This is a genomic window from Shewanella sp. NKUCC05_KAH (genome assembly GCF_019345585.1).
GTDB lineage: Bacteria > Pseudomonadota > Gammaproteobacteria > Enterobacterales > Shewanellaceae > Shewanella > Shewanella oncorhynchi.
Map to the genome: position 1 here is coordinate 61,919 of NZ_JAHKQZ010000019.1, position 15,806 is coordinate 77,724.

At 45.9% G+C, this 15,806-nt stretch carries 10 protein-coding genes; 5 read left to right on the plus strand and 5 right to left on the minus strand.

Annotation, left to right across the window (positions count from 1 at the left end; all coding sequences use genetic code 11):
* Positions 1–206 precede the first annotated feature (206 nt).
* Positions 207–758, plus strand: a complete 552-nt coding sequence (locus KO533_RS16910; RefSeq protein WP_219255264.1) for a thioredoxin family protein — start codon at positions 207–209, stop codon at positions 756–758.
* Positions 759–899: 141 nt separating this feature from the next.
* Here the strand turns inward: KO533_RS16910 and KO533_RS16915 are convergent, their stop codons facing one another.
* Positions 900–3,476, minus strand: a complete 2,577-nt coding sequence (locus KO533_RS16915) for a TonB-dependent receptor (protein WP_219255297.1) — start codon at positions 3,474–3,476, stop codon at positions 900–902.
* A 369-nt stretch (positions 3,477–3,845) separates the two neighbouring features.
* Here KO533_RS16915 and KO533_RS16920 point away from each other — a divergent pair, with 369 nt between their 5' ends.
* From KO533_RS16920 to KO533_RS16930, 3 genes are all read left to right on the plus strand, one after another.
* A complete protein-coding gene (locus KO533_RS16920) occupies positions 3,846–5,306 on the plus strand; it encodes a sigma 54-interacting transcriptional regulator (RefSeq protein ID WP_105250005.1) in 1,461 nt (486 codons plus the stop codon).
* A gap of 172 nt (positions 5,307–5,478) precedes the next feature.
* Positions 5,479–6,951, plus strand: coding sequence for a cytochrome c oxidase accessory protein CcoG (gene ccoG, locus KO533_RS16925; RefSeq protein ID WP_173246391.1), 1,473 nt, complete (start codon positions 5,479–5,481; stop codon positions 6,949–6,951).
* 521 nt (positions 6,952–7,472) lie between these two features.
* Positions 7,473–9,074, plus strand: coding sequence for an AMP-binding protein (locus KO533_RS16930; RefSeq protein ID WP_173246394.1), 1,602 nt, complete (start codon positions 7,473–7,475; stop codon positions 9,072–9,074).
* A 96-nt stretch (positions 9,075–9,170) separates the two neighbouring features.
* On the opposite strand, the gene KO533_RS16935 is transcribed toward KO533_RS16930, so the two are convergent.
* From KO533_RS16935 to KO533_RS16950, 4 genes are all read right to left on the minus strand, one after another.
* Positions 9,171–11,075, minus strand: a complete 1,905-nt coding sequence (locus KO533_RS16935) for an ABC transporter transmembrane domain-containing protein (RefSeq protein ID WP_173246397.1) — start codon at positions 11,073–11,075, stop codon at positions 9,171–9,173.
* Between the two features lie 218 nt (positions 11,076–11,293).
* Positions 11,294–11,851, minus strand: coding sequence for a heme utilization protein HutZ (hutZ, locus tag KO533_RS16940; RefSeq protein ID WP_173246400.1), 558 nt, complete (start codon positions 11,849–11,851; stop codon positions 11,294–11,296).
* A 37-nt stretch (positions 11,852–11,888) separates the two neighbouring features.
* Positions 11,889–12,464, minus strand: a complete 576-nt coding sequence (gene hutX, locus KO533_RS16945; RefSeq protein ID WP_173248680.1) for a heme utilization cystosolic carrier protein HutX — start codon at positions 12,462–12,464, stop codon at positions 11,889–11,891.
* Between the two features lie 41 nt (positions 12,465–12,505).
* Complete coding sequence (locus KO533_RS16950) at positions 12,506–14,596, minus strand: TonB-dependent hemoglobin/transferrin/lactoferrin family receptor (protein ID WP_219255266.1); 2,091 nt, start codon at positions 14,594–14,596, stop codon at positions 12,506–12,508.
* 335 nt (positions 14,597–14,931) lie between these two features.
* Here KO533_RS16950 and KO533_RS16955 point away from each other — a divergent pair, with 335 nt between their 5' ends.
* Positions 14,932–15,804 carry an energy transducer TonB gene (locus KO533_RS16955; protein WP_219255268.1) on the plus strand — a complete coding sequence of 291 codons (873 nt, stop codon included), beginning with the start codon at positions 14,932–14,934 and terminating at the stop codon, positions 15,802–15,804.
* The last annotated feature ends 2 nt before the right edge of the window (positions 15,805–15,806 follow it).

The following is a 15,806-nucleotide window of genomic DNA, read 5'->3' on the forward strand; positions in this document are numbered from 1 at the left end:
CCATCAAGGCGTTAACGCTAATAAATCCATTTTCAATAAATGAACAGTTATTTAAGAGAACCCCAAATGCGATAATCCCATAAATTCACACTGATTTAAGCCGTTAACCGCTAAGATTAGCGCTAACCTAAGTCTTTATAGCCAAACCTTAATACCTAAGCCTTCATCGCTATTATCACAAAGGCGATTCTCAATCAGGAAATTTTATGAACACTATAACGCTGACCAGTATTTTTATTCTTTGCCTATTAATAGGTGCGATCTTATTGCTGCTTTGGCAAAGACAAAAAGGTAAAACCATACCACTGACGGTGATTTTTGTGCTGGGATTTTTCGCCTTAGGACTCAGTGCTATTATTGGATTTGTGCACAAAAGCGAGGATTACCAAGCCTATCAAAAACTACAATGGCACACCTTAGCCCCAGAGAAAATCGCGCCTCTGGTTGCCCAAGGCTATACCGTCTTTGTCGATATTACCTCTGATTGGTGCACCATCTGCCAAACGAATAAAGCGGAAGTCACCCACAGGGAGCAAATTGTAAATGCCTTGATGGCCGACAATATCATTCTGATGCAAGGTAACTGGAGTGAGGCGAATAAAACGATTGAAACCTATATGCGCCACGAAGGAGTGCCCGGCACGCCCTACAATAAAATTTATGGTCCAAGCGCCCCTAATGGGATTCTCTTGCCGTCAAAACTCAGTATGAGTGATGTGTTAAATGGTTTAGTTGCCGCGCAAACGAATCGTAACTAAGCACTAAACCATATTTAGGACGAGTCAAATACGAATAAAAAAGGCTGCATTGCAGCCTTTTTGCTTACTTCACTTCTATTTATAAAAGCCAAATTTCTTGAAAGGTGGGTTAGAAATCGCTTCTATAAATTGGCTTACTCATTAAAAACGGTAATTCACTCGACCATAGTAGAAACCGCCGTTGTAATCGAATGGCCCACTTTCATAATAAACGCCACCGAGTTCACCCAAGGTCCCTTCTTTCAGCTTTTGCGCTTCTTGATCAAATAGATTATTAGCCCCCACCGCCAGCGTTAAGCCATCAAGTAATTGATAGCTCATTTCAAGATCGACGGTCACCGCAGCATCAGCCATTTCAGAGCCCCAATCAGAGGTATCGTCAGCATGAGTCGCATAGTACTCGCCAAAATAGTTACCACGCAGTGACAGGGTTAACTTGTCCCATGACTGTGCCCAAGTTAAGGTGGCACGATGTGCGGGGATACCATCTTCTAAACGACGAACTTTACCCGCATCGGTCGTTTTAAGATCAAACTTATCAACGCTGGTATCGGTCCAACCATAGGCAAGACTGAACTTAGCATTACCCGATAGGATTTCCGCATCATAGGAAGCGACGATATCGATACCTTGAGTCGTAGTATCAAAGTCATTGGTGTAATAGCTCACGCCTTGGATCAACTCAGGGAACTCAACGCCAGCTGCACGTAGCGCATCATAATCTTTAGCTTCAACATCAATCTTACTCGACTGCGCAATACGGCCCTCAACGGCAATATTGTAGTAATCGACCGTTAAGAAAAAGCTTTCGTATTCATATACTGCACCTAACGCATAGCTTATTGACTCTTCAGGCTTTAGCACTTCACCACCGTAAAATGCCGCAAGCGGATCGGTTGGAGGGGCGATAAAGGTCTGGATCAATTCACCATCGATGATCGATGTCTGGGTATTCACCACGTTTTCTTGGCCAACCGTTGGCGCACGAAAGCCAGTGCTGTGTGAGGCGCGGAACGACAATTCATCCGTTGCAGAATACTGCAACGTCAATTTGTAATTTAACGTATCACCAAAGGTTGAGAAGTCTTCGTAACGCAGTGCTAAACCGAGTAACCAGTCATCACTTAAATAAGCTTCTAAATCCGTATAAATACCGATATTGTGGCGAGAGTTTTTACCCGCAGATTCTGGGCCAAAGCCTTTAAAACCGTGCGCACCAATGTTGAAACCTTGGTTAGCATAAGGGCCTGCAATCCACGAGGCTTCATCACCTTGAGAAATCTCAAACGACTCATTTCGCCATTCAAAACCAGAAGCGAAACTAATGTCTTCAATGCCTCCTAAGGTTATGAAGCGCGAGAAATCGAGGTTAACGGTAGTTTCAACTTGCTCGTAAGCTCCCGTATCGAAATCCGTCGGGGTATCTAATCCCAGTGATGGATTCAACGAATTTTTAAGACCAAAACTGGCTTTGTTCGCCCCAGTACCGGCACTGAAATCATAATTCCATTCACCGATATCGCCTTTTACACCTGCGAAGAAGGACATATCTTCAATGGTGCCGGTGAACTGTGGCGTATAGCCACCTGGAAATATCTGGTTCATAGCAAAGCAATTTGGGTCGGCAACCATCGCCTTGTATGCATCAGTGTCGAGTACGTTGCCGTCACTTCCATCAGCATTTTTAGGGATAGGTACGAGTCCACATGTTGATGGATCACCATTTACAGCGCCCACAAGTAAATTCTGGCCACCATCATTGGAATACACATTGCTACGATTTTGCGGGTAACGATAATAGAAGCCTCCCACGGCATCGCGGGAGGACAGATTACCAAAGGCATAAGCGTGCATGTTGGCATTAATGTCTAAGCCTGAGTTAATGAACACTGAATAGTCATCATTAATCTCAGGATTACCCCACACTTGTGCAGGGTCATTAATCGCGGTATTACCCTGCTCGGCTAAGTTAGCCGCATCAGGACGCTGCACACTACGGCTAGTGGAGTCAGCATTTTTATACTGGAAGCTCAAATTGACGAAGCCATTTTCAGTCACAGGTAAACCGACATCACCTTCGACCGTAGTCGTAGCACCATCACCCTCGTAATATTCTCCTTGGGTCACAGTGATGGAACCACCCTCGGAATTATCTTTTAAAACAAAGTTCATGACTCCGGCAATCGCATCCGACCCATACTGCGCCGCAGCGCCGTCGCGCAACACTTCAACTTGCTTTAATGCAGAACCAGGAATAACTGAGATATCAGGACCTTGAGCGCCATCGTTAATACCACCACCTTGGAACGCAATCACAGATGCACGGTGACGACGCTTACCGTTGACTAGCACTAGCGTACTGTCTGATGGCAAACCCCTTAAATTAACGGGACGAACTAAGGTTGCTGCATCACTAATGGGTTGAGCGCGTGAGTTAAACGATGGCACCGAAGTCACTAACATATCAATCATGTCAGTCGAACCATTCTTTTTAAGGTCGTCACTACTAATAATATCAATAGGAACGGGGGAATCGCCGATTGAGCGTGGCGCAGCACGGGACCCTACAACTGCAATTTTTTCAACGTTCTCATTTTTAACAGCAGTCTCATCTTCTTCTGCTATTGCCTGCGGACTGATTAAACTACCAGACAAGGCTAGAGTAATCGCCAAACTCACTGCACTTAATCCAAACTTCTGCTTCTTTGAGGTCATCATATTCATCCCAACTGCTTATTATTTTTAGAATACCTGACCTGCTTTGTGCGATTCTCGTCCCTAAACCTTGCTACCACGGCCAACGCAAAATCACATTACACAAACATTTTTATAACACAAATAAAACAATATCCAATGTTAAATCAGACTTTTGGATGAATATTAGTCATTTATCTTTTATATCAATTTCTTAGATGAAAATATTTTTTAGAGTATGGCACCAAGTAAAATGTACTCGAACGGCAAAAAGTGTGAGCAGAAAAATCACCAAAGAAAAAATGCTTAAAGGGCATAATCAAAAACACGATATATCGCGTCACAGTACTTAAGGTATACTCAGAAAATACCGCCAAAACCAGAGTAAGACAGATGACTAATAAGATTTCAGTCAATAATGAAAAATCGATAGATAAGCATTTCTTACCGGAAAACCAGTTACTGCTCAACGCTGTCGGCGAAGGTATTTATGGATTTGATTTAAGCGGTAATGCGGTGTTTATCAATCCGGCAGCCGAACGCATGACGGGTTGGAAGAATGAAGAGCTACTCGGTAAAAACATCCATAACTGCCATCATCACAGCCATGCAGATGGCAGTCATTATCCCCAAGAGGATTGTCCAATTTACAACACCTTAAAGGATGGTATCACCCGAGAAATCACCCACGATGTATTTTGGCGTAAAGATGGCAGTAGCTTCCCCGTTCATTACAGTTCCACCCCTGTTTACCGTGACAATCAACTGATTGGCGTAGTCGCGATATTTCGCGACATTAGTATTCAAAAACAAACAGAGCAGTCATTACGCCAAGCCCTAGCCCAAGTACAAGCACTCTCGGAGCGACTCGCCTCTGAAAATCATTATCTACAGGCAGAGTTGGCAGACAAAACGGGTGATGTGGATATTTCGGGTGCCAGTACAGTGATCCGCCATATGATCCAGCAATTGCACATGGTGGCCAATACCGACAGTACTGTGCTCATTTGTGGTGAAAATGGCACAGGAAAAGAACTCGTTGCCCGTAACTTACATCAGCTCAGTCGCCGCAAAGATAAACCCATGATCAGTGTCAACTGTGCCGCGTTTTCGGCATCTTTACTAGAAAGTGAACTCTTTGGTCACGAGAAGGGGGCATTTACTGGCGCCACAAGCCGCCGTAAAGGTCGCTTCGAACTTGCTCATCAAGGCACACTGTTCCTCGACGAAGTCGCTGAACTCAGTTTAGAAGCCCAATCAAAACTACTGCGAGTCATCCAAGAACAATCCTTTGAACGTCTCGGTGGCAGCGAAACCATTCAAGTGGATATTCGCTTAGTCGCCGCCAGTCACCACGATTTACTCAAGCGAGTCGAACAGGGATTATTTAGGATGGATCTCTATTACCGTTTGAATGTATTCCCTATTCAAGTACCACCACTGCGCGCAAGAATCGAAGATATTCCCGAACTCGTCAGCCATATTCTGCACAACTTGAATCGTAAACTAGGTAAAAAAATTCGTGGAGTGAGCCAAAAAGGGCTACAAAAACTCATGGCTTATACTTGGCCCGGCAATGTGCGCGAACTGCAAAATATCCTCGAACGCGAAGCCATTCTATCCCAAGGAGATATTCTGCAGATCCACGCTATGCCGAGCAATAATCCCTTAGCTCAAACCCAAGGGCAAACCTTAGCGGAAGCGGAAGCGCTGCATATAGAACAAACCCTTAAGCGCTTAAACTGGCGCATATCCGGCCCACTCGGCGCAGCGAATGTCCTCGGTGTGCCCGCAAGTACACTGAGATCGCGAATGAAAAAACTGGGGATCCAGCGTCAATCGAGTGAAATCTAATTCAAAACGAGCACACTAAAAACGCGATATATCGCCAATGTGTGATATATCGTGATCTTTATCTGGCTTTAATCACAAAATAACCATATATATCATAAGGTTGAATCATTCAAAACTTGGCCTAGCGCTTGCTATAGGGAGGCGAATCTTATTTAAGCCGTTAGGACCCTTTATGCCCAAGAGCGAAGTTACCCCAAATTCTCCAAGTGTAAATAAGAGTGTGGGCGCGAAACCTGCCTCAGTAGAGCTACACATTCCGGTTAAAAACCTCTCTACTGAAACCGCAGCAAAGAGTCGTCTCCCCTCTGGCAATATCCATTTCCGTGAGCAAAAAGGTGATTTTCAGCGCCTGCGAACCATGATGAATAGCCTATTGATCGTGATGTTTTTCGCCTTGCCGTTTATCTCTATTGATGGCCGCCAAGCAATACTGTTAGATATCAGCCAACAACAGTTTTTTTTCTTTGGTATCACGCTCTGGCCACAGGACTTTACCTTGCTGGCATGGATTTTTATCGCCGCCGCCTTCGGTCTGTTTTTCATTACCGTATTTTGGGGCCGTGTTTGGTGCGGTTACCTTTGCCCACAAACGGCGTGGACCTTTATCTATGTGTGGATAGAAACGCGCATCGAAGGCAGCAGTAATAAACGTAAGCAGCTCGACAAAGCCCCTTGGTCTAGCAGTAAAATCGGTAAAAGAAGTGCAAAACACTTACTTTGGGGTCTAACAGCTCTGCTCACTGGCTGTGGTTTTATCGGTTATTTTATTCCCGCCCGCGAACTTTATGTGGACATCTTGACGGGTAATGCCAGCTTCTGGGTGACAAGCTGGGTGTGGTTTTTCGCCATTTGTACTTATCTCAATGCGGGCTGGATGCGCGAGCAAATGTGCTTACATTGCTGCCCCTATTCACGTTTCCAAGCTGTGATGTTCGATGCCAACACTAAAACCGTGACCTATGATGCACAGCGCGGTGAAGCCCGTGGCCCTCGCAAACGTAAACAAGAGAACAATCAAGATAACCATACTTTAGGTGACTGTGTTGACTGTAATTTGTGTGTCGAAGTTTGCCCGACAGGGATAGATATTCGTAACGGCTTGCAATATGAGTGCATTAACTGTGGCGCCTGTGTCGATGCCTGTAATGAGACTATGTTGAAGTTCGATTACAAGCAGAATCTTATCGGCTATATGAGTGAAAATGATCTTAAGGGAGTGAATTACTCCTATTGGCGCTCGCCGCGTTTCTTAGGCTACGGTGCAGCGGTCATTATCATGTTTATCGTCATAGGGTTAGACTTAAATAGCCGCAGCGAGATCCAGCTTAACGTGATCCGTGATCGTCAAAGCTTGTACCGTGAAACCTCGGATAATAAAGTTGAAAATACCTATCAGCTGAAGATCCGCAACAAGACACAAGATACTAAGCAATATCAACTCGCCGTCGACAGTGAAATGCCCTTTAGCTTGATTGCCGATCCTATTATTACCTTGGCAGCGGGTGAACAAGTGGACTATCCCGTCACAGTATTAGCCGATAAGGATGCCATCCCCTCGGGGCGCAAAATTATCCAATTCTCGGTGACGGATGTTAAACAGCCAACACAACAAGTGAGCCAAGAAACCGGATTCTTCAGTCCTTAGCACTAAGCTTTTAGCGCTTAATATGAGTTACCGTAACATTGGTCATCATCAAATTAACTAGCCAATCGGCGCTTGAGGAATCAACTCAAGCGCCGGTTAAAGGCAGATATTCATCCCCAAAGACAACCAGATCTTTAACGTCTCATACATCGGAATTAAACCTTAAACGCCTACAAAGCTGAAAATTTCCCCGTTAAACGGCGCATAGACAAAGCAAATTGAGCACATTTAATCTTAATCCTTAGAAACATAACGGTTACAAATTTTAAATTGTCTTTCCTTCAACTCTTATTTAGGTTTTGTGGTTCATTAGATAACTAAGATTCTAAGATAACTAAGCTATAGTTAAGCACTTAGCTTTAGAGTAAAAATACTATTTGTTACATAAAGATACCGTTATTGGCATAAAGATGTTTTTCGCGATAAGCATTGACCTCTAGTGCTAACACCCTCTAATCTAAACACCTGTTTAACTCCAAAATAATAACAACTAATAAACATCATCTTTGAGGTAGTTCAGCATGGCATACGATCAAGACTCTCAACTCAAACTAAACTACTCATCACTGGTCGATCTGATCGAGAAAACCAGCCTGCGTTACGGTGATAAACCCGCCTATGCCTGTCTCGGTAAAACCAGCAGTTTTAACGAGATAGAACGCGATTCTCGTTACTTTGCCGCCTATTTACAAAATACGACCACACTCAAACCGGGCGATCGCATCGCCATTCAATTGCCTAATATCACCCAATTTGTCATCGCGGCCTACGGCGCAATCAGGGCTGGGCTTATCTTAGTTAACACTAATCCCCTATATACCGAGCGTGAGCTCATCCATCAGTTCAATGATTCTGGTGCCAAAGCGATCGTGGTGTTATCCGATCTATTACCGACCTTAGCCAAAGTCATCGACAGCACCAAAATAGAATACGTCATTTCAACCCACCCTTTAGATTTGATCGATCCGCACGTACAGCCTAAGACAGGCCTGAAGAATGTGGAGTTTTGCCAAATTTTAAAACAAGGCGCAGAACTCCCCTTTAGCCGATTTATCTCAAATCTCGACGACCTCTCGGCGTTGCAATATACGGGCGGCACCACTGGATTATCTAAAGGTGCCATGTTGACCCACGGCAATATGCTCGCTAATGCGGCGCAGGTAAAATCCCGCATCGCGAGCGTGATCACCGAAGGAGAAGATATCTTCGTTGCACCGCTACCGATTTACCATATTTATGCGTTTATGGTGAACTTAGTGCTGTATTTCGAGTGTGGCGGCTGCTCGGTATTAATTCCAAATCCACGGGATATTAGCGGCTTAATTAAGACACTCGCCAAATATCCCTTCACTGGATTTGCAGGACTCAATACTCTGTTTGTCGCCCTATGCCATCAACCCGAGTTTAAAGCACTCGATTTTAGCCATTTAAAAATCACCATCTCGGGCGGCACAGCACTGACGGCCGCTGCGGCCAACATTTGGCAACAGACGACAGGCAACATGATCAGTGAAGGTTATGGGCTATCTGAAACTTCGCCGGTGATTTCACTCAATGCACCCGGTTATCAAAAACTAGGCACTATTGGTAAACCTGTGATTGGCACTGAGGTTAAACTCTTAGATGAAAACGACATTGAAGTGCCCTTAGGTAAGGCCGGAGAATTAGCTGCACGCGGCCCACAAGTCATGCGGGGATATTGGAATAATCCGCAGGAAACCGCCAATGCTATGACTCAAGAGGGCTTCTTTAAAACTGGGGATATTGCCATAGCAACAGCAGAAGGTTTCCACCAAATAGTTGATCGTAAAAAAGATATGATCATAGTCTCAGGTTTTAATGTCTATCCCAACGAAGTGGAAAACGTCCTAGCAAGCCACCCTAATGTGATCGAATGCGCCGTGGTGGGAGTAAAAGATGAGCACTCGGGCGAAGCGGTTAAAGCCTTTATTGTGCTAAAGGATGATAGCCAAGATCATCAACAGGCTAAAGAGGCCATTCTAGCCTATTGCCGCGAGCAGTTAACCGCCTATAAATTGCCAAAAGTCATTGAATTTATGACGCAATTACCTAAAAGTACCGTAGGCAAAATTCTGCGCCGCGAGCTAAAAGATAAAGCTTAAAAACCGCATTTAAAGGCAAAGCTAAGAAACAAAAACACAATAAAAACCCAGTAAGCTAGCCTGAGCGTTTCAGCTAGCAACTGGGTTTTATTTTACCTAAATGGTCTCATTCAAGGTGCTGGCATTGGCCTCTTCGGTTAACAATTGCAGACTGGCAAATTCACGATATAACGCATTAGATTGCATTAACTCTTGATGGCGACCGCAGGCGACAACCTCACCCTTATCAAATACAAAAATCCTATCGGCATTGATTACCGTCGATAAGCGATGGGCAATAATCAAGGTGGTTTTACCCGCCATCAATACGTCCAACGCTTGCTTCACTTTCTGCTCGCTTACCGCATCTAAGGCGCTGGTTGCTTCATCGAGTAACAATATCGGTCTGTCGGCTAAAATCGCCCGCGCAATGGCAATACGTTGCTTTTGTCCACCAGAAAGCCGCACACCACGCTCACCTAAATAGGTTTGATAACCTTCAGTAAACTCGCTAATAAACTCGTGGGCACGGGCCGCAATACAGGCATCTATCACTTCTTGCTCGGTGGCATCGACTCGACCATAACGCACGTTTTCAAGTACGCTAGTCGCAAAAATCACCGAGTCCTGCGGCACTAGAGCAAACTGCGACCGCAACTCCTGTGGCAGAAGATTGGCAATATCAATACCTTCCAGTCGAATACTGCCAGCGCTAGGCGCATAAAAGCGTTGCAATAACTGGAACAAGGTACTTTTACCCGCGCCACTTGGCCCGACTAAGGCAACCCGCTCACCCGCGGCAATAGCCATATTGAGCTTTTTTAGCACTAAGGCATCATGCTCTGGATAGGCAAAATTGAGTCCTTCAATCATTAACTCGCCACTGACCTTGGCGGGCAAAGTCACAGGATGAGTTGCAACGGGAATATCCACTTGTGTTTCAGCCAGTTCGATTAAACGTTCGGCGGCGCCAGAAGCCCGCTGAATTTCGCCTATCACTTCGCTAATCGTCGCCACTGCGCCCGCGACCATCACAGCGTAAAACATAAAGGCAGATAACTCACCGCCCGTCATCTTACCCACCATCACATCGTGGGCACCAACCCAAGTCACCATAGCAATCGCGGCGATACTTAAAAACATCACAGTTGAGATCAGCAAGGCACGGTAACGGATCCGGCCACTGGCCGCAGACATGACATCTTCGACGCGGCGATTGAACAAGCTACGGTCTTTATCTTCATGCCCATAGGCTTGCACCGTATGGATTTCATGAAGCGTTTCATCAACATAAGCGCCGAGATCGGCAACCCTATCTTGGCTTTCTCGCGCCAGCGTACGGACTTTACGGCCGAAAAAGATCACCGGCCCTAACACTAAGGGCACAGCCAACAACACCAGCAATGTCATCTTAACGCTAGTGATACCCATCATGACTAAACCACCAAGCACAGTTACGCTAGAGCGCAGCGCCATGGACAGACTCGAACCCACCACAGTTTGTAGCAAAGTAGAATCGGCGGTAAAACGGGAGATCACTTCACCAGTGCGCACCTTAGCGTAAAAGGCGGGAGAGAGTTTAAGCAGTTGATTGTAAACCGTTAGACGAATATCGGCGCTGACCCGCTCGCCAAGCCAAGTCATCAAGTAGAAGCGGCAAAACACAGCTGTGCCACTGACGGCGGTAATTCCGAGCACTAACAGTATGATTTCATTCAGCCGCTGCGCATTATCCCTTACAAAGCCTTCATCGACCATCAAGCGCACACCTTGGCCCAATGATAACCAAGCGAGCGACCCTATCATCAAGCAGATAATCGCCGCGACAACTTTCAGTTTGTAGGGTTTAAGAAAACCCATAATCCAAGGCAATACCGATCTTTGCTGCGCCGAGGTCCATTTAGCCTTTGATGTATCAGCGCTTGTTGTAGACGTGACTGGAATTAACTTTTCGGGCAATGGCTCAGCCCCCGCTTTAATGGGTTCGGAAGATTTGGCGAGTTCAGCTGTAGGCTCGGTCACGGGTGGCATCCTTGAGGTAGGTAAGGCAATTCAAATATAACATCAGCATGAATGGGATCATCTGCAGCCGTTAACCGCGCAGCATTACTTAAAGCATATAAGTGAGATGCTACCTCTTGCAGTGGAATTCAAGGGCTGTGTGGTTTTACTCAAAAGAAAAGCATAAAACAAACCCGCAGCGAGTGCGGGTTTGTTTTATTACAATAGCTTGACGCGGCTTAAGCGACTTGCTTGTTTTCCGGCGTTTTTGGCGTGCCGTGGTGGCCATCGCGCTTCCAATCCACATCTAACAACTCTGCGCCGCTCAGGCTAAATGCTTGGCCAAAACCTTTGACGTAAAGACCCTGATGGGGCGCGAGCTTATATAAGTTAAAATCGGTTAACGCCGCAAGGTTATCGGACATTTCGCCAAAACGTGCCGATAACACACCAACACCTTTGCTGAAGTCGGGCGTATCGCGGGGCACTGCCTCGGCAATCGCATCGAAGGTTAAACGCTTGCGGGCAAAAACCGATTTGGCCGCAGTTTCGTCTTCAACTAACATCACAGAGACCTTAGATGAGTGCTTTAAATTATGACCGTGACGGGCTAAGTCACTCACCAAAATATAAAAACCATCATCTGCCAGTGCGAAGGGCGCATAGCTCGCATTCGGCTGGCCATCTGTACCAATGGTGGCTAGTTGCAAGGTCTCGCGCTGCTGTTTAAAGGCTTCGATTTCGGGTAAGAGTTTGTCTCTTAAACGCTGTTCTTGTTCGGTAATTTCAGGCTTCATTTACTGTTTTCCTTAATACTTTTGTTAATGCTGCAATTCAGAGGTGTGATTGCACCGAGGCAAAGGCTGTCGCGAGCGCTTTAAATTGGCGAACTTGCTCAGGAAACAGTGCTCTTTGTTTATCACGGCCTAAATACACTTTGAACACCACCTCACCTTCACTGCCGAAAAAGTTAATCGAATGGCTCTCGCTGCCTCTAAAAGGTCTGCTGATCAAAGCGATACCACTCATGGCATCTAATTTGAGATGACCATGCAAACCGTCCCCCTTGCTGTAGAGGTTGTAATAACCGTGGGCGTATTTTCCCTCGGGGAAATCTCCTTTAAATTCAAATACGCTGCCAGATAACATCACAATAGTGGTTAACTTTCCCCATTTGGGTAAGGCTTGCAGTAAGGTATCGAGCTGAGTTAACGGAACAAACACCACTTGTTCGGGCGGCAGCGCTGCAACCACTTCGAGCTCGGCAATGCCTAATTCACTGGCGAGCTGCGCTGGCATTAAATCAGCTTGTTGTTCAAATCGTTGTCGCAATTGCGCCTGTTGCTCACTTAGCTGACGTTGCTCAGAGTTTAAATCTGGCGCGACATTGAGCTCGGTATCGAGTGTCATCTTCATTTTACTGTCTCCAGCGGTAGTGACTATTGAGTGGCTTAGAACATATAGCGCGCCGATAACTTCATATTACGACCCGGTTGATACAAGGTTTGCCACGCTTGTTGATACTTCTCATCACCGATATTTTCGATTGCGAAATCCACTCTCACACCCGCCATCGCGCCCATAGTCGGCTCCCACGCTACATACACATCCCATAGGGTGTAATCGTCGTATTTCGCCACTTTAAAGCCGTCAGGCGTATTCGACTGAGTCGCCACATAAGTGACGCGAGTACCGAGTTTCATGTCGCCTTCCATAATGCCTTGGGATAAATCGACATTGAACTTATTGGCGGGTATATTTTCTATATCATCGCCCGTTTGACGATCTTCGCCATGGGTTTGGCCGTAATTCATCGCTAAACGAGTTTGGCCAATACGGTAACGACCGCTAATTTCAAAACCTGTTAAACGTGCATCTTCAACGTTATTCCATGAGGTCGTTTGCTCGAATCCAGGAATGCCACGCCAAGGATTAGACACTTGCTGCACGATAAAATCGTCCACATCGTTACGGAAAACGTTAAACGTTAGCGCCAGTTCATCATCACCCGCTAACTCACTGAAACGTAAGTCCGCTTTGATTTCTTTATTGCGCGCAGTCTCTGCTTTTAGATCCGAATTCACCGCGAAGGTGTTACATAAACCTTGGGGTAAAAATCCGGGGATTGGCGGGATACAATAATGGGTGCCGCTGGAGAACATTTCCTCTACCGTAGGTGCGCGGAAGGCTTGATCGTAACGTGCGCTTAAGGTCAACCAAGGCTGAGTCTGCCACACCAAGCCAAGCGATGGTGATAACTCATTGTCATCTGAGGATAAGTTGAGATTATGGCTGTCATTTTTAAAGCTGTCATAACGCAGACCCGCATCAAGATTTAACGTCTTAGTCAACTCAATATCTGCCCGCGTAAAAGCGCCCCATACTGTGGTTTCGCCATCGATATTCTCTGGACGCTGGCCCACTTGGCCCGAATCATCACGCGTCGTTTCTATGGTATCGCGAAAACCATCGACCCCGTAGGTCAACAGAGTATTGCCTAAACGCGAACTGTTATTAAGGTTAATCCCCACAGTGCGGAACTCAGTACTGTCTTGCTGACCTTTCGTAATACGGTCTTCATCGTAGTCGGTACTGTTCCAATACACTTGCATCTTAGTATCCAGATACGGGTTATTAGCAGGATTGAGACTGTAGTTTAGGGTGAGGTTTTTATCGTCAGTCTTGCGGCGCACCAAAGGCACTGAACTACTCACAGCAGCAGAAGGATTGCTCGGTACTAATTCATTGTTTTTGCTGGCTCTTGCAGATAACTCTAACCGTGATGCCTCGTCGGCTTGCCAACCGAATTTAGCTAAACCACTGCTGCCTTGGGATGCACTGTTGTTTAGAGTTTCGTCATTACCGGTTTTTATATTGTTTGAATCGTAATAGGAACCATTGAGTAACCAATCGATGCTGTCTTGTTGACCATAGATAGCGCCACTGGTTTTAGTGCGGGAGCCATTGGTCTCATAACCTTGTTTGAAATAGCCACCAAAGGTCTCATCTGGCGCTAAAAAATCTTGTGCCGACTTAGTATTCTGCGCTACGACACCACCGAGGGCACCACTGCCCCACAAGCTACTGGCAGGGCCGCGCAGCACTTCGATGGATTTGAGCAACTCAGGGTCCATAAAGTAGGTACCTCTGTGACCAGAGCTAGTATTTTGTCTTGCGCCGTCAATTGTTTGCAACACACGATCGCCACTTAAACCACGGATTTCAACCCCTTGAGATGAAGCTCTTGGGCCATTGGTCAACGTAATATTCGCCTCATTTTTAAGGGCATTGGCAACTGATGATGCTTGGGCGACCGTAAGTTGCTCTTCATCCACCACTGCCACGCTACGGCTGGTTTCGGAGGCTTTTTCACTGATGCGTGTTGCACTCACTAATACTTCATCAAACTCTGTTGTGACCAGTTTTTTATCCGCATCCTGTTGAACAACAGGCTTAACACTTTCCTCTGCCGCTAACGTAAAACTTAGGGCCGTACCACTCAGTGCTATCGCCATGGCGATCACTAACGGCTTTTTTTTCATCTCTTCATCCTCAAGTGATATTCAGCTGTTTCCGTACAATTTATTACTGAGCCTAGACTCTCTTTCCAGACGCCAATCCTTTCGAGATTAAGTCTGTTCCAGATTTGGCTCTTTCGAGATTGAGCCTCTTCCAGATCGAGCCCAAGGCAATCAGTACCCATAAAGTAGGATAAATCGTCGGTTTAGCTGCTTTTTAAAGCGCTCATTCGAGCTATTGCAGGCACTCTACCTGAGACAACAAAATAGATCAAATGCAAATCATTATCATTTGCGATCTTGTTTATATTGAGATATCTTAATTAGGAAAATGGCTTTCATTGGAAAAAGAGGTTGCTGTGACACCAAAACGATATCTTGCCTTTGGCGCGTTAACGGTTGCCATCCAGACGGGTGTTATCGCCTCCCAACCCGCTATGACTATGCAGCCAAGCGCCCAATCATCGAGCGTAAACCAAGCATCGCTCACTCCCAGCGCGAATACTGTCACCCTTAATTTTTCTACCGCGACTAGCGCTGCAAGCAACACAAATGCAGAGCCCATCAAGCAAACAGACGCCAAAGTAGCCACTGTGAACAGTACAGTGCAAAAAAACAGTACAGCGCAAAATGTATCAACAGCAGAATCTGTCAATAAGGCGGTTATCCCGAAAACTAAAGCTGATCAACGAATTGACAGCCAACTCGCCAAAAAATCTTCAGCAACAAAACCCACGGCTAACAATCATCCGAATACGGACCCTTTAGCGACGAACGCTTTAGAACCAAGTGCTTTAAATCCAAGCGTTTTAGCACATAAGCGACTCGAACAAATTGAACATCAAACAGAACCCAAAACTGCACAAATGGATTTAATCACTAACGCAGCCGAAGTTGATGCAAAAGCGACCCCAAATGTGGCCAGTGAAACAGCTGACAGTGCCCAAACTAACATAGTGGAATTAGCCAAACCGCTGTTCGCTGCAGCGCCACCGCAACCGACTTATCCAAAGATAGCGCGTAAAAAAGGGCTAGAAGGCACCGCAACCATAGAAGTGATGTTTAACGAACTTGGTGAGCAACTTGCACTGACGTTAGTAAAAAGCTCAGGGTTCAGTCTGTTAGATCAAGCCGCGTTAGATGCAGTTGAAAACTGGCAATTTGCGGCGCCAGCGCAAAGGCTAGCGAGTCATTATAAGGTCAGAGTGCCTATTCGCTTCGCGCTCAACTAACA